Source organism: Nitrospira calida (assembly GCF_976986435.1).
On sequence record NZ_OZ335950.1, the window covers coordinates 3618596 to 3633995 of the forward strand.

The following is a 15400-nucleotide window of genomic DNA, read 5'->3' on the forward strand; positions in this document are numbered from 1 at the left end:
CGTCCATTCACCGGGTTGGGCGCCCTTCCGCGCCCCCATCAAGAGAACCAGTTGTAGCGAAGAATGCACCAAATCCCCCTCACGCCGTCCTTCCAGGTGATTTTCTTCCCTTCTTGATACGTGCGCCCATAATACGAAATGCCCACCTCATAGATCCGCCACCCACCTTCGGCGATTTTTGCCGTGATCTCCGGTTCAAACCCAAACCGATCTTCTTGCAGCGCGATGGTGTCCAACACCTCTTTACGGAACGCCTTATAGCCCGTCCATACATCGGACAGGTTGAGATTCGTCAGCATATTGGAAAGTGTCGTCAACGTCTTATTCGCGACGTAATGCCAAAACAGCAGGACGCGGTGGGGGCCGGCCATGAATCGCGAGCCGTAGACGACGTCCGCGACGCCCCGCTCGATAGGATCGAGAAGCTGGGGATAGTCTCGGGGATCATATTCGAGGTCGGCATCCTGCACGATCACGATCTCGCCGCGCGCCGCTTGGAATCCGCGCCGGAGCGCCGCCCCTTTGCCGCGGTTGCGTTCTTGGAACAGAACCCGAACATTTCCATAGCCTTCCTTACCGTCCTTCGAGACCGACTCCTGATGAGGCTGCGAAGACCGGGAGCTGAATCGCTCAAGAAGCTCCGCAGTTCCGTCGTCGGACCCGTCATCGACGACGATGATCTCCTTGTCGATCGGAACCGCACTCACTCTCCGTAGCACCTCCTCGATCGTCGCGCGTTCATTATAGACGGGGATGACCACCGACAGTTTGGGACGGTCACCCGCTTCCGGAGTTGCCATCGATGCAAGGACCTTTCCGACCCCCGCTTTTGAAGGGATCCATTGCCGTGAATCTCGGCGCCCCGTATCATGGAGCGCTCGCAATTGATTGCTCATTCTTGCTGGCGCGGCACTTCAAAGACATACACGCCGTTGCGTTGGAATAAGAGCTTCAGCGCCCGTGGTAACGCCTTCAGCCGCCGGTCCTGCTCTTCCGCTTCTTGCCCACGAAACGCGAGATACCCGTAAGCCTTGTGCAGGCGATGGAACTCGCGAACATTGAGAACCACGTGGGTAATCTCCTCTTCCGCCAGTCTGGCTGCGAGGGTTTCCGGCGAGGACGCTTCCGCGACCCATTGCGAGAGGGGGTGGAAATCCATCGCCGAAGGCGCAATCCCAGCACGGGCGAAATGATAGGGCCGGGTTTCCCCGATGAACAAGACACGGGCGTCCGGAGGCAACGCGGCACGAACGAATTCCGCAGCATGAAAGTGCTCCAGATTCCTGCTCAAGAAGCTGTGGCGCGTTTCCCGTCCCAGCGCGATCCGATCCGAGGAAAAGACCTGCATGTGTTGGTTAAGAAAACTCTGCGCGCCCAGAACGCCGGCAACTCCGAGGAGCGTTATCATGAACGCCTGGGCATACCCTCGAAGGCGCAGGCCGATGGCTGCAAGCGAAGCGAGACCGAGGGCAAGCACGGGAGCGAAAAATCGGACGGTGGGAGTGGTGAGCACCCAGCATGTCCCAGCGATCAACACAAAGACCGCTCCCGCATCGCCCCAGCGTTGGTGGCGGGTATCCCGACGGGCGAGCCTCGACAACACGGGCATGGCGAGGAGGACACCGGTCGAAAGAACCGCGACCGTGCCCGCGTCGCCCGCAGACCCGAATTGCTCCGGGTGTTGAAGAATGTCGAAGGGAAGGCGCAGGAGGTCCGCCGCTCCCAAGCTTGCCGATCCATAGGGCAAGTCGGCAAGCAAACGGGCCTGATTCTCGTCGTTCCAGCCGGTTCCCCCCAGCCACCGATAGGCCAATGGATAGACCGGATTGCCGGTAGACCGGAAGGCGCGAAGCCACCAAGGGAGCACGGCGCCCCAGGCCGCCAGTCCCGCTTTGAGCGCCTCCGTCCAGGTCCACCGCATCGCCAGAGCCGCGGCCAGCGCGGCGGCGACCCAAACCAGGCCGGTGAGTTTGAGCGTCGCGGCCAATCCGAGGAGCAAGCCCAGGGCGAGCCACGGCCGCGTGTACAGGTCCGGTCTGACGAGGATGAGGCTGCTGATCAGCACGGCGGTCGCGAGCCAGAGTTCCGCGAACGGCAAGGTCGCCAGAAACCACACTGTCGGCGACGCCGCCAGGGCGCAGACCGCAAGGACTACGCCTCGAACCGATGCGCAAGAGCCCGCAAGGGCGTGGGCCAGCGCCCACGCCGCCAGTGAACAGACGATCCACATCGAGAAATGCGTGGCACGCGCACCAAGGTCTCCCGCGAACGCCATGCCCCAGGCCAGCAGGACATCCGAGGCGTGCGGCATCAGGGTGTAGAACACCCACGGGGTATCCTCCAGACGGCCAGTCGCCAACGCTCGTTGAGGAATCACCAGATGATAGACCAGCTCGTCAAAGAAGATCGGAGGAATCGTCGCCCACAGCCAGGCGACAAGCCATGCAGCGCCTAGGACAAGTCCGGCCAGCGCTGGTCTCATCGGAGGCGGACCGTGTCCGAGGTTACGGACGGTTTGCATGAGACTCCGCAACCCGACCGCAATGCTTGGGAGAACCACAACGGGGCTGAACCAAAGCCCGCCTCCCATGGCCATCAGCGTAACGGCGAAGGAGAGCCCGGCGACACCGAGCCCCAACCGGGTGACGAGCCCGAAGACCGGACAACGCGCTTTGCGGTCGATCTCTCCGCACACCCGTGCGAACCATGCGCCGGCGCCGTACGCAGCCAGCAGAAACGACAGCGGCACCAGCAGAAGCGGTACCCGCTGAGCGTCTATGGAAGCCGTTCCGATCGCCAATACGCCAGACGCGACGACAAGGACCCATGCCGCTTCGGAGCGATACGCTGGCGAAACCACGTCTTCCATCAGACCAAGTTATCAGACTGGGTGATGAGGTGAATCATGGATGGATCATGGTTGTAGCAAATCCGCCCAGGTTGACAAGGAATTTGTCACAATAAAATAAAACGTTCCCCCCGGCTGCCGCCGGCCCGCGCGACATTCCAACTCCGATAGCCGCACCGTTCTCCCAACGGGAGATTCTTCTTCGTCGCTTTCCGTTGACCGCAGGGAGCCGGATGATTATTAGCCTGTTCGAAGAATTCTGAAGTTTCGCTCCGTAACGCATTCAACGCACGAGTCGCCGAAACCGTCAGGAGGACACGGATGTCGGCGGGAAACGTGGGCGAGCGGGGAGCGTGATCCGCCGGAGCGGTCTGTCGCCGAGGCTGACGGAGGGATACGATTGTGAAGTGGCACGTCTCTTTCAAAGGGTTCGAGGGCGGTTCGCGTCTCAGCCGGATGTTGGACCGGCTTCGCGCCACATTGGAGCGGCAGGTGAAAATATTCGCAGAGGATCTGGTCTATCTCCGCGGCGTCATCGAAAAGCATGCGACGCGGATGCTGTTCCGGGTGTCTTTGCTGCTGGATGTGCCCGGGCGAACTTTGGTGGCGAAGGAAGAGCGGCCGGAGGCGGAGCTCGCGCTCAAGGACGCATTCCAGGAATTGGAGCGCCAGCTCAAAAAACATAAAGCGTTTCTCCGCCGGGAGCCGATCTGGAAGAGACGAGAAGGACGCAAGGAACCGGCACAGGCCGTAGAAACCAGATCGCTGCCGCTGCCGGAACGCGAACGCATGGCGCTTCTGGACGTTGTCCACACCCATTTGGACAAACTCTACAGCTTTGCCCGCCGCGAGATCGCCGCGCACCTCGCTTCAGGTCAGCTCCTGCCTGGCCAAGTGACGGCCGAGGACATCGTAGACGCGGTCGTGTTGCGCGCGGCCCGCGATTTTCATCGGCGTCCGGAGACGCTTCCCATTGACCGCTGGCTGTTGAAGATGGCGATCGAACAGGTCGAGGCGGAAGTGGAACGGCTGCGAAAGACCGGACGGGACGCCCGGCTGGAAGACACGGCCAGCAGGCGGGCTTCGGAGGACGAGATCTACGACTTCTATCAACCAGATGAGGTCCTTCGGCTCGAGGATCTCGTGCCCGCTCCGTTTATCCCGACGCCGGAACAAGTGTTCGAGAGCCGCGAACTCCAGCGGTATATCAATCAAACGCTCGCGCAGCTTCCGAAGCGCTGGCGCCTAGCGTTTGTGCTCCACCATGGAGAAGGCTGTTCCATCGCGGAAACGGCCCACTTATTGGAGATGACTGAGAGAGACGCCGCGGAGGCGCTCGAACGTGCGCGCGTCTTCCTCAGCCAGAAGCTGGCTGAAGTCCGCCTGGCCGTTCCTGCGTAGCGACGGACCGGCATCATGAGAACACGAATGCTTTCCTGCAGTCGGACCGTGACATTACTCACCGCCTATCCGTTCGGCTTGCCCGACGGACAGATGGATCGCAAGGTGCGCCGGCATCTGCGCGCATGTCCTCGATGCGCGTCGTGGGCACGCTCCATGCGAGCGGCGGTGGCGTTCTTCGGCACCGCTCCCACGATCGAAGCGCCGGCCTCCGTGCGCCGGCGGGTCGAAGCCGTGTTGGGCAGCACGTCCGGTTCGACGGTCGCCAGGAAGGAAACATGATCACGCGCTCGGACATCGACACCTTATTGGCCAGAGAACCGACTCCCGGGAGCCCCGTGCTCAGCGCGTATCTCGACGTGGACCAAGCCCGGCCGGCGAATCTCAATCGGGGGTTTGAGGTTGCGCTGGACAACATGCTGCGCTCACTCGAGCGACAACTTGCCCAGACTCCGTTCCTGCGAGAATTCGAGCGGGACGCTGCGCGCGTGCGGACGCTTGTAGGTGAGTATGTACCGTCCGCCCAAAGCCTGTGCATCTTCTGCGACGAATCGGAGCATTTTCTGTGGTGGCGCGAGCTGCGCGTCAGGTTACGCAACGATGTGTTCTGGAGCGACACCCCGTTCGTCCGCCCGCTGTTGGACGCGCTGGATGAGCACGAACGGTACGGGGTGATCCTCACCGACCGTGCCCGCGCGCGTCTCTTTACGGTGTTCCTGGGAGAGATCGCAGAACACACGGGCGTGTTCGCAGCTAGGGATGTCCATCGAGTGAAGAGTATCGGGACCGACCGGCTGTGGTCGCACCAACAGTTTCAACGCAAAGCGGACATGCACGCCCTGTGGCATCTGAAATGCGTAGCCCGGGAGACGGATCGGCTCTTCACTGAGTACGCCTTTGACCGGCTGGTGTTGGCCGGCCCGACGGAAGCGACGGCCGAATTGCGAAGGCTGCTCCCTAAACGCCTCCGGACACGGGTAGTGGCGGAACTGCCTCTGCCGATCGACGCTGGTCCCTCCGATGTCCTGAACGCGCTCCTGCCCGTCATCCAGCACGTCGAACGGGCGTACGAGCACGAGTTGGTCGAATCGTTGATCGCCTCGGCTAGCAAAAACGAGCGTGCGGTGATCGGGCTGGATGACACCCTGGTTTTCATCCAGGAGGGCCGCGTCTGGCAACTGGTGCACGCCGAGGGAATTCAGAGCGAGGGATGGGAGTGTGAGCATTGCGCAGCCCTCTTTTCACAGGGACGGGACATGTGCGCCTATTGCAACGGCCGTCTTCGTCAGGTGCCCGATCTCGTCGCCCGAGCAGCCGAGCGCGCCTTTGAACAGGGCGCCGCAGTCGAACAGGTACGAGGAGAAGCTGCGGCGAGACTGCGGGCGGCCGGGGGTATCGGCGGATGGCTTCGCGGGTGAACGACGTCCACGACGGGAAAACCGGTCCGTGAAAAAGGCGACGGCCCCGCGACTCGATCGGTTGACCATGCGATCCCTGGAAGATCGGGTTGCGGCTTTGACCGCGCGGCAATGGCCCTCCCAACCCGCGGCTCGTGCACCCAATTGCCCAGCGCACTCCCGGAAAGCTTCCGGGCGGTCTTGTCTGGCGGAGAGCGACGCCGCCCTTCTTCCACGGGACCCATTCGACTTACAATTGCGCAGGGAGATTGAACGCCGAGATCGGGTGTCCGACCGGAGTCTCTCTGGGACAAGAACCGGGTGCATCGTGGCAGAGCAAGCAGTCCGCATATTCGCCTGTACAAGACGGTGGATGGTCCGGCCCTGGCATCTCGCGGCCTGCGCGGTCTTACTCGGATTCCCGGCCGGCTGTTTGAGTCCGGTCGCGCTGCACCGGGCGATGCTGGAATACGATCGGAGCGTCGCGGAGGCGGAGAGCGAGATGCTGTTGCTGAATATCGCGCGGCTCCATCAGGAAGCGCCGGTGCATTTCACGGTGACCTCGAACATCGCCGCCACATTCGACTTTCGCTCCAACGCCGGCGTGAGCGGCCAGATTTTCGAGCGTGGAGGGACCGCATTTTCTCGAAACACATACGGGCTGACCCTTGGCGCGTCTGTGGCGGAAAATCCGACGATCAGCATTGTGCCGATCCAAGGAGAAGAATTCGCCAGGCGGATCCTGACCCCGTTGGACCATATGAAATTCGACTTTGTGGTGCACGAAGGTCGCAATCTGCACCTGCTGCTGCGGCTGATGGGGCGCGCATTCTATCTCGATGAACCGAGCGGACGCCGCCTTATCGTGAACGATCCGGCCAAGCCAGGTGATTATGAGGAGTTTCGACGCCTGGTCATGCACCTGGCGGCACTCCACGAGGCTAAGGCGTTGTTCATTGGGCCGTTGCGCTATGAAGAAGAGCAAGAGGCCCTCTTGCCGCAACCGCCCACGGCGACTGAAGTGCTCGGCGCGTTGACGCATGGATATCAGTGGAGCAAAACAGGACCGGATGGCCATTACGTGCTCCGTCGGCAGGTCACGGGACGCACGGTTATCACGAACATGAACCCGGAGCACTTACCCAACGCCGAGCGAAAACGCTGGCAGGACAGCGCGGTTCAGGCGCCGCCGAACGCGATCCTGATCGACATTCGCCCTGAAGGCCCTGGCGGAACCTATGCGTTTCGCGGCCTGATCAAGCTTCGAAGCCTGTATGAAATCCTGAACTTTGTGGCGCACACACTGGCACAGACACCTGAATACGGGGTCGAGCCCGATCCACGGAGCCGCTTTCACGGATTGAACCCGGTGCGCACGCTTGCGATCCACACAAGCGAGTCCGCTCCCGCAGACGCCGCTTTGGCGGTCATGTATAACGGGCGCGTCTATTGGATCGCCAGTGACCCAACGGCAAGCTGGGACCGCGAAGCGTTCGCGCTGGTCTATCAATTGTTCCAATTGACCGTCACCGACGTCTCCCGTGCCATGGTCCCTGCCATTGCCATCTCCAAGTAACCCGTTCTCCCGCCTCCGCAGAAGCCCCGTCATACGCGGGTCGCGCGCTACGGATGGGCGGCGCGCCAATTTTTCCCCGCTCCCACATCTACCTTCAGCGGCACCGAGAGCCCCAACTTGGGCCCGACAGCTTCCATCTCGGTTTTCACAAGCTGCTTCGCATGAGCCAGCTCGTTCTCCGGCGTCTCGAAGATCAGCTCATCGTGGACCTGAAGGATCATCTTGGTGCCAGGCAGTTCGGCACGGAGCCGTTTGTGGACGTCGATCATGGCGACTTTGATCAGGTCAGCCGCGGAGCCTTGAATCGGGCTGTTCACCGCCATGCGCTCGCCGAAGTTGCGCTGGGTCGGATCGGCGCTCTGCAGTTCGGGGATCGGCCTTCGGCGGCCGAGGATCGTCGTGGTGTATCCTTTCTCTTTGGCCTCGGCGATAGTGCGATCCAGCAGGGCTTTCACGCCCGCGTACCGCTCGAAGTATGTGTCGATGTATTTCTTCGCCTCGGTCTGCGAGACGCCGATGTTCTGCGCCAGACCGAACGGGCTGATCCCGTACACGATCCCGAAGACGACGGTCTTGGCCGCCCGCCGCATCTCTCGGGTGATCTGCTCCGGCGGCAGCCGGAAAATCTCCACCGCCGTCGCCGTGTGAATATCTTCGCCCCGCTCAAATACCCGCAACAACCGCTCGTCCTGGGAGAGATGGGCGAGAATGCGCGGCTCGATTTGGCTGTAGTCGGCGCACAACAGCAGATGGCCGGGCGGTGCGATGAAGGCTTCGCGGATCCGGAGTCCGTATTCTCCTTTCACAGGAATGTTCTGCAAATTGGGCTCGGTCGAAGACAGGCGCCCGGTCGCGGCCACGGTCTGGTTCAAGGACGTATGCAGCCGGCCCGTCTCGGGATTGACGAGTTGTGGGAGCGCATCGACATAGGTGGACTTGAGCTTGCTGAGGCTGCGATAGTTGAGAATCAGCGCCGGCAGTTCATGTTGCGTCGCCAACTGCGTCAACGTGTCTTCGTCGGTCGAATAGCCTGTCTTGGTCTTGCGGATCGGCGTGAGGCCCAGCTTGTCGAAGAGCACGGCCGCGAGCTGTTTGGGCGAATTGATGTTGAATTCCCCCCCCGCGAAATGCGCGATCGTTTCCATCATCCGATCGAGCTCCCGTTCCAACTCTTTGCTGAGCTGATCGAGCGCCCGCACGTCGAGCAGGAACCCGTTGCGCTCGATCTCGGCCAGCACCGGCACGAGCGGCATTTCCACGTCTTCGAAGAGTCGCCAACTTCCTTGCTCTTGCAGCCGTTCTTTCTGCAGCGGCACGAGCCGGAGGATCACCGACGCCGATTCGGCCGCCAGCTCGGCCGTCCGCTGTTCGGCTTCGTCGCCGGGCTCGTCGAACAACCGCCTCGACGTTTCGTTTTCGGTTGACGCGGTCGCCTGTCCGACCCCCAGCCGATAGCCGAGCAGGTCCATCGCCACCGTCTCCAGCGAATGGGACCGGCGATTGGGGTTCAACAGATAATCGGCGATCATCGTATCGAACCAGGGCGGCCCCAGCTCCCATCCGGCCCGGCCCAAGGCGAGTAGAGCCAACTTCAGATCGTGCACCGCTTTGAGCCGTGTCGGACTCTGGAGCAGATCGGCCAGCGGCTCCAGAAGCGCATGGACTGGGTCAGGCCGACCGGCGCGAAGCGACTCCGGGTGAGGTGGTGCGGCAAAGACCGTCACGCCGTTGGACACGCTCACGGCGAGGCCCTGGAGGATTGCCCGCACTCCCGCCGGTTCCGGGGTACCGTCTGCGCCGCTGCAGACGCATTGGAGCGCCACCATATCCGTATCCCCGACCGTATCGACGAAACGTCGCGCATCGGCCGAATCCTTGATCATGCGGACCTCGGAGCCAAGCGCGTCGCCGACGGTCCCGGCCGACTGGAGCGTTTTGAGCAAGCTGGTGAACTCGAGCTCCCGCAGCAGGGCAATCAGTTCTTCCCCATAGGCTGGCCGGACGGCAAATTGTCCCGGATCGAATTCGAGAGGCGCGTCCGTCTGAATCGTCGCGAGCCGCCGACTCAAGCGGGCGTTGTCCGCCTGTTCGATCAGCAAGGCTCTGGTCCTTGGGGGGGTGACCTCCTCCACACGCCGCAACAACTCGTCGATGCTGCCGAACTGTGTGATCAACTTAATCGCCGTCTTCTCGCCGATCCCCTTGACTCCCGGAATGTTATCGGTGGCATCGCCCATCAGCCCCATCACCTCCACGACCCGGGTCGGCTCGACGCCGAACCGTTCGCGGCACTCGGCTTCGCCGTACCATTTGTCCTTGACCGGATCGTAAATGCGGACATGTGGTGTCAGCAGTTGGAACATATCCTTGTCGCCGGTGACGATGACGACGTCGAACCCCGCCGCCTCCGCCTTGCGTGAGAGGGTGCCGATCAGATCGTCCGCCTCATAGCCGGCCAGTCGCACGGCGGGGAGCCCGAATGCCTCCACCACGCGATGGATGTACGGCATCTGCGCACTCATTCCCTCCGGCATCGGCGGCCGCTGGGCCTTGTAATCCTTGAACTCATCGTGGCGCAGGGTCGGTCCCTTTTCATCGAACACCACGGCCAAGCCGTCCGGCCGATGCTCGCGGAGAATCTTCATCAGCATCGTGGTGAAGCCATAGACCGCGTTGGTCTGGAGGCCCTTAGAATTCGACAACGGCGGGAGCGCGAAGAAGGCACGATAGACGTAGGCGCTGCCGTCGATGAGATAAAGCACGGGCATGTCAATTTTGTCTGTCTGGTTGATACGGTTTCTACGGATCGCCTTTCACCGTCAGCGGCGGCTTGCCGAATTTTTTCCGCATCGCGTTGATGGCCTGGAGCACGGTCGGCTGCCCGATCAGCTTCGCTTCCAAGCGGCGCTTGCCGGGAAAATCCATCAATGAGACGCCGATCAGCATCGTCAGAATCCCTTGACCCGGCAGAAACAGCATGGCGACACCGGCCAGGAAGAAAATCACGCCAATGGCGTTCTTGGCAATCAGCCCGATCATCCGCAGAATCGGGTGTCGGTCTTTCATCCAGGTCCTCGGCACGCGGACATCGAAATAGTCGGCCGGAAGCCTGACCAACACATACGGAATGGCGATAAGGGTCCCGATAAATCCGACCACCGACAGAACGGCCAGCCAGGCCAGGATGGTGTCCCACGACAGCGCTTCCATCGGGCGCGCATCCTAGCAAAGGCTTCCAGAAAAAGTCATGAGGCTACTTTGACTTTTTCCGTATCTTCCGGCGGGCTATAATCCGCAGCCGTGAAGCCGTTGATGCTGACCGGCGAAGACCTGACGCTCGCGTCCTTCTACGACGTCGTGGTGGGCCGTCGCCCGGTCCGGCTGGCTCCCCTCGCCAAGCGCCGTATGACGGCCGCCTACCAGGTGATCAAGCGGGTGGCGGCGCGTTCCGACCCCGTCTACGGTGTTACGACTGGTTTCGGCAAGCTGGCCGATCAGCGCATCTCGCCGTCCGACATCCGTCAACTCCAGATGAATCTGGTCCGCAGCCACGCCGCCGGCGTCGGCGATCCGCTCAGCCGCGAAGAGACGCGCGGTATGCTGCTTCTGCGCGCCAACGTGCTGGCGCGGGGACACAGCGGCGTCCGACCCGCGATCGTGGAGTCGCTGTTGACCCTGCTCAACCATGATGTCCTGCCAGTGATCCCTTCCCGGGGATCGGTCGGTGCGAGCGGCGATCTTGCCCCGCTCGCCCACCTTGCGCTGATTTTGATCGGAGAAGGCGAAGCCTTCGTCGGTCCGCGCCGCGTGCCAGGACGGGCCGCGCTTGCGCAGGTCGGTTTGAAGCCTCTACACTTGGAGGCGAAGGAAGGGCTGTCGCTCCTCAACGGCACCCAGGCGATGCTCGCGGTCGGGTTACTGGCCTTGCGCCGTTGCGAGCTGCTGGTCGACGCCGCCGATGTGGCTGGCGCCCTGTCACTGGAAGCTTTGAAAGGGACGCCGGTCGCGTTCGACCCGCGCATCCATCGACTGCGTCCGTATCGGGGGCAACGCACCGTTGCGGCTAATCTGCGGGCCCTCGTGGCCGGGAGCGAGATCCGCATTTCGCACCTGCGCTGTCCCCGCGTGCAGGATGCCTATAGTCTCCGCTGTATGCCGCAGGTACACGGTGCTGTGCGTGACGCACTCGATCACGTCCGCGGAACCTTGTGCATCGAAATGAACAGTGTGACGGACAATCCTTTGGTTTTCGCCGAAGGGGAGGAAGTGCTGTCCGGCGGAAATTTTCACGGGCAGCCGCTCGGTCTGGCGCTCGACTATTTGGCCATCGCCATGACCGAACTGGCCAGCATCTCCGAGCGGCGCATCGAACGTCTGATCAATCCCGAGTACGGCGATTTGCCTCCGTTCCTAAGCCCGGACCCGGGACTGAACTCCGGTTTCATGCTGGCGCAGGTCACGGCCGCGGCTTTAGCCTCGGAGAACAAGGTGCTCTCGCACCCGGCCTCGGTCGATTCGATTCCCACCTCCGGAAACCAGGAAGATCACGTCAGTATGGGCATGGGATCGGCGTTGAAGTTGAAGCAGATCCTGTCCAACACGGAACACATCCTGGCGATCGAACTGTTGTGCGCGGCTCAGGGAGTGGAATTCCATCGCCCCTTGCAACCCGGCGCAGGAAGCCGCCGGACCCTTCAACTCATCAGGCAGCGGGTTCCGCGCGTCGTGCAGGACCGTGTTCTGGCGCCCGACATCGAGCGGGTCCGGAGCTTGGTGGCGAGCGGCGCGCTGACCACCGTGCTCTCCGATTCGAAGCGCAGACGAAGGAGACCGTCATGAACGACCGGAGCCCAATTCTCTGCACGCTGAGACGGACACTTGTGACCGGCTTGCCGACTCTCCTGTCAGTCGTCCTGGCCGGAGCAGCCGGCACGATTCCCATGTTCGCAACCCGGTCCGTCGCCGCCGAGAGCGACGACCTGATGGTTGAAGTGAGCAAGAGAGGGACAGTCAGCTCAGGCACCTTCGCGAAAGAAGTCTCCATTCGGAAAGGCGCCAGGGAGTGGTTCATGATGATCGAGGTCACTCCTGAGAACACTGTGGTGGTCCGTCAGGAAAAAGACAACGAGACCTACATCGTGGACGAGAGCGAGAACCACGACCGCGCCATGACCTCGGGGGAAGTGGACGCTGCCATCGACGCCTTCATCAACGGGGTAAAAGCCCAGGTCAAGACGGAGAAACAGAAATGATCCGGGCGTCGCGCGGGCCGACGCTCTCCTGCAAAGGCTGGCCGCAGGAAGCTGCGCTCCGCATGCTGATGAACAACTTGGACGACGAGGTCGCGGAGAACCCGCGCGATCTCATCGTCTACGGCGGGAGCGGCAAGGCTGTGCGCAACTGGGACGCCTACTACGCCATCGTCCGCGAGCTGCAAGCCTTGGACCACGATCAGACCCTGCTCGTGCAATCGGGCAAACCGGTGGGCGTTCTTCGCACACATGAGTGGGCGCCGCGGGTATTGATCGCCAATTCCCACCTGGTCAGCCGATGGGCCACCTGGGAAGAGTTCCATCGGCTGGAAGCGTTGGGCTTGATCATGTTTGGCCAGATGACAGCCGGATCGTGGATGTACATCGGCACGCAAGGCATCGTGCAAGGGACATACGAAACGTTCGCCGCGGCGGCGGCGAAGCATTTCGGCGGCGATCTCGCGGGACGATTCGTCCTGACCGGCGGCATGGGGGGCATGGGTGGCGCCCAGCCGCTGGCCGCCACTATGAACGGCGCCGCCATTCTGTGCGTCGAAGTGGATCCACTCCGGATCGAACGTCGGATCAAGACCCGCTATTGCGACCGGATGACCGCTTCGGTGGACGAGGCGCTTGCCTGGGTCATGGCGGCCCGGGCGAAGAGGGAGCCGTTGTCCGTTGGGTTGGTGGGCAACTGCGCGGAGGTCCTGCCCGACCTTGTGCGTCGCGGCGTGGTGCCGGACCTCGTCACGGATCAGACTTCGGCCCACGATCCGCTCAACGGATACATCCCGGCCGGTCTTTCCCTCGCTGCGGCGGCTGAGTTGCGGCAAAGCAAGCCGTCCGAATATGTCGAGCGGGCGTTGGATTCGATCGCGGCACATGTGCTGGCCATGCTGGCTATGCAAAAATCCGGCGCGATCGTGTTCGACTATGGCAACAACATCCGGACGATGGCATTTCAGCGGGGTGTCAAAGACGCCTATGCGTTTCCCGGTTTCGTACCCGCCTATATCAGGCCCCTGTTTTGCGAAGGCACGGGGCCGTTTCGCTGGATCGCGTTGTCGGGCGACCCCTCGGACATCGCGGTCATCGATCAAGCGGCCCTGGAGCTGTTCCCAAACAACGCACGGCTGCAACGGTGGATCACGCTGGCGCGCGAACGGGTGGCGTTCCAGGGGTTGCCGGCGCGGATCTGTTGGCTGGGATACGGTGAGCGCGCAGCGATGGGTCTTCGGATCAATGAGCTGGTTCGCATCGGCAGGCTCAAGGCGCCGGTCGTTATCGGCCGCGATCATCTGGACGGAGGCTCGGTCGCTTCTCCCCATCGAGAAACGGAAGCCATGCGCGACGGCAGCGACGCCATCGCCGACTGGCCCATCCTCAATGCGCTCTTGAACACCGCCTCCGGCGCGTGCTGGGTTGCGCTTCACCACGGCGGCGGCGTGGGGATCGGCTACTCTTTGCACGCAGGCCAGGCCACAGTGGCGGAGGGCACGCCGGAAGCCACTCGAAAGATCGAGCGCGTGCTCACGAACGATCCGGCCCTCGCTATTCTGCGGCACGCCGACGCCGGATATCCCGAGGCGATTACCGCGGCCGCGCGTCATCGCCTGGACATCCCCATGACAAAATCTTCCTAGGCGCCAGCGTCCGCGGCTTGTGAAGGTTTTGACGCCGACGGTATAATCACCTCCCACGAGCCGAGGAAAAACCCGTGCAACAGAAACCCAAATTCGTCATCTTCGCCCACAATGCGACCTACGACAAACTCCACCAGGTCGCCACCTTGGGGCTGACCGCCGCCGCAATGGGCAAAGACGTGATCGTCATCCTGTTGTTCTGGACGATCAAGAAATTGGCCCAGGGACGGATCGACGAGATCGATTTTCCATCGGAATATATGGGCTCGGCCGAAGAAGTCCGCCGACTCCTGCAAGAAAAAAAAGTTCCAAAAATTTCAGAGATGTTCCAGGAAGCCCGCCTGGTAGGACGTTTTCGCGTGATCGCCTGCAGCGCCGGACTCGAATATATGGGCGTCGATCCCACCGCCGTGGCCAAGAACGTCGATGAAATCCTTGGCCTGCCCGCCATTCTCACTCTCACCGCCGACGCGGAAACGAAGCTGTTCATCTGAATATGCTTCTGGTTTGTCTCGTTTGGCAGGTTTATTTGGTTTAACCGGATAAACCAGACAAACCAAACAAACGCGTCCTTTTCCTCTAACGGGATTTCGCCACCCCCACCCGCTCGCAATATCGGGTGAGCTTGCACCGGCTACAGTAAGGAGAGACCGGCAGGCAGAGATTCTGCCCGAATGGCACGAGTAAGTCGTTGTAAGTAATCCAGTATCGCCGCGGCAGCTTCTTGCGGAGGGCCTCCTCCGTCTGCTCCGGGGTGTTCGTCCTCACGTATCCCCAACGGTTGCTGATCCGATGAACATGGACGTCCACGCAAATGCCGGGCTTTTGATAACCGACCGTGACGACCAGATTGGCCGTCTTCCTTCCGACCCCGGGCAAGGTGAGCAGTTCATCGATTGAGTCGGGCACCCGACCGCCGTAGCGATCCAACAGCCGGCGGCAAATCTCGTGGATCTGTTTGGCCTTGGTGCGGTAGAACCCGACCGGATAGATGGTCCGCTCGATGCGCTGCCTGGGCAGTTCCAGCATGGTGGCCGGATCGGCGGCCAAGGCAAACAGCCGCGCACTGGCTTCGGCGGTCGTACGGTCCTTGGTCCGGAGGCTGAGCAGGCAGGAAATCAAAATTCGGAATGGGTCGCGACCGGATTCCTTGGCCACGACGCCCACCACAGGGTCTTGCCACCGCTGCACTTCCTTGCGCAGGATGCGCAGCACGGCATGAATCTCCTCGTCACGCATGCTAACGCGGGAGGTCGCGAACAACCCGAAAGGCAAAAACCGGC

The 15400-nt window shown here is 61.9% G+C and carries 13 protein-coding genes; 8 read left to right on the forward strand and 5 right to left on the reverse strand.

Features of this window, described 5'->3' with window-relative positions:
• Positions 1 to 38: 38 nt before the first annotated feature.
• Together ACWHTU_RS17635 and ACWHTU_RS17640 are read right to left on the reverse strand one after the other, a co-directional pair.
• On the reverse strand, positions 39 to 800 hold the full coding sequence (locus ACWHTU_RS17635; RefSeq protein ID WP_447860718.1) for a glycosyltransferase family 2 protein: 762 nt from the start codon (positions 798 to 800) through the stop codon (positions 39 to 41).
• Positions 801 to 892: 92 nt separating this feature from the next.
• Positions 893 to 2869: a hypothetical protein gene (locus ACWHTU_RS17640; protein WP_447860719.1), complete on the reverse strand. Its 1977-nt coding sequence runs from the start codon at positions 2867 to 2869 to the stop codon at positions 893 to 895.
• A gap of 381 nt (positions 2870 to 3250) precedes the next feature.
• Between ACWHTU_RS17640 and ACWHTU_RS17645 the strand changes: the two genes are divergently transcribed.
• The 4 genes from ACWHTU_RS17645 to ACWHTU_RS17660 all read left to right on the forward strand — a co-directional run bounded on the left by ACWHTU_RS17645 (position 3251) and on the right by ACWHTU_RS17660 (position 7222).
• A complete protein-coding gene (locus ACWHTU_RS17645; protein ID WP_447860720.1) occupies positions 3251 to 4249 on the forward strand; it encodes a sigma-70 family RNA polymerase sigma factor in 999 nt (332 codons plus the stop codon).
• A 15-nt stretch (positions 4250 to 4264) separates the two neighbouring features.
• Positions 4265 to 4531, forward strand: a complete 267-nt coding sequence (locus ACWHTU_RS17650; RefSeq protein WP_447860721.1) for a zf-HC2 domain-containing protein — start codon at positions 4265 to 4267, stop codon at positions 4529 to 4531.
• Positions 4528 to 5667, forward strand: coding sequence for a baeRF10 domain-containing protein (locus tag ACWHTU_RS17655; protein ID WP_447860722.1), 1140 nt, complete (start codon positions 4528 to 4530; stop codon positions 5665 to 5667). Before ACWHTU_RS17650 ends, ACWHTU_RS17655 begins: the two co-directional genes overlap by 4 nt.
• A gap of 352 nt (positions 5668 to 6019) precedes the next feature.
• Complete coding sequence (locus ACWHTU_RS17660; RefSeq protein ID WP_447860723.1) at positions 6020 to 7222, forward strand: hypothetical protein; 1203 nt, start codon at positions 6020 to 6022, stop codon at positions 7220 to 7222.
• A 47-nt stretch (positions 7223 to 7269) separates the two neighbouring features.
• Here the strand turns inward: ACWHTU_RS17660 and polA are convergent, their stop codons facing one another.
• A complete protein-coding gene (polA, locus tag ACWHTU_RS17665) occupies positions 7270 to 9990 on the reverse strand; it encodes a DNA polymerase I (protein WP_447860724.1) in 2721 nt (906 codons plus the stop codon).
• 31 nt (positions 9991 to 10021) lie between these two features.
• Positions 10022 to 10432, reverse strand: a complete 411-nt coding sequence (locus ACWHTU_RS17670; protein WP_447860725.1) for a PGPGW domain-containing protein — start codon at positions 10430 to 10432, stop codon at positions 10022 to 10024.
• A gap of 102 nt (positions 10433 to 10534) precedes the next feature.
• Between ACWHTU_RS17670 and hutH the strand changes: the two genes are divergently transcribed.
• From hutH to ACWHTU_RS17690, 4 genes are all read left to right on the forward strand, one after another.
• Positions 10535 to 12061: a histidine ammonia-lyase gene (gene hutH, locus ACWHTU_RS17675; RefSeq protein ID WP_447860726.1), complete on the forward strand. Its 1527-nt coding sequence runs from the start codon at positions 10535 to 10537 to the stop codon at positions 12059 to 12061.
• Positions 12058 to 12474: a hypothetical protein gene (locus tag ACWHTU_RS17680; RefSeq protein ID WP_447860727.1), complete on the forward strand. Its 417-nt coding sequence runs from the start codon at positions 12058 to 12060 to the stop codon at positions 12472 to 12474. The genes hutH and ACWHTU_RS17680 overlap by 4 nt, the downstream gene beginning before the upstream one ends.
• Positions 12471 to 14117, forward strand: a complete 1647-nt coding sequence (gene hutU, locus ACWHTU_RS17685) for a urocanate hydratase (RefSeq protein ID WP_447860728.1) — start codon at positions 12471 to 12473, stop codon at positions 14115 to 14117. Before ACWHTU_RS17680 ends, hutU begins: the two co-directional genes overlap by 4 nt.
• Positions 14118 to 14191: 74 nt before the next feature.
• A complete protein-coding gene (locus tag ACWHTU_RS17690; RefSeq protein ID WP_447860729.1) occupies positions 14192 to 14611 on the forward strand; it encodes a hypothetical protein in 420 nt (139 codons plus the stop codon).
• 85 nt (positions 14612 to 14696) lie between these two features.
• On the opposite strand, the gene ACWHTU_RS17695 is transcribed toward ACWHTU_RS17690, so the two are convergent.
• Positions 14697 to 15356: an endonuclease III domain-containing protein gene (locus tag ACWHTU_RS17695; protein ID WP_447860730.1), complete on the reverse strand. Its 660-nt coding sequence runs from the start codon at positions 15354 to 15356 to the stop codon at positions 14697 to 14699.
• Positions 15357 to 15400: the final 44 nt, after the last annotated feature.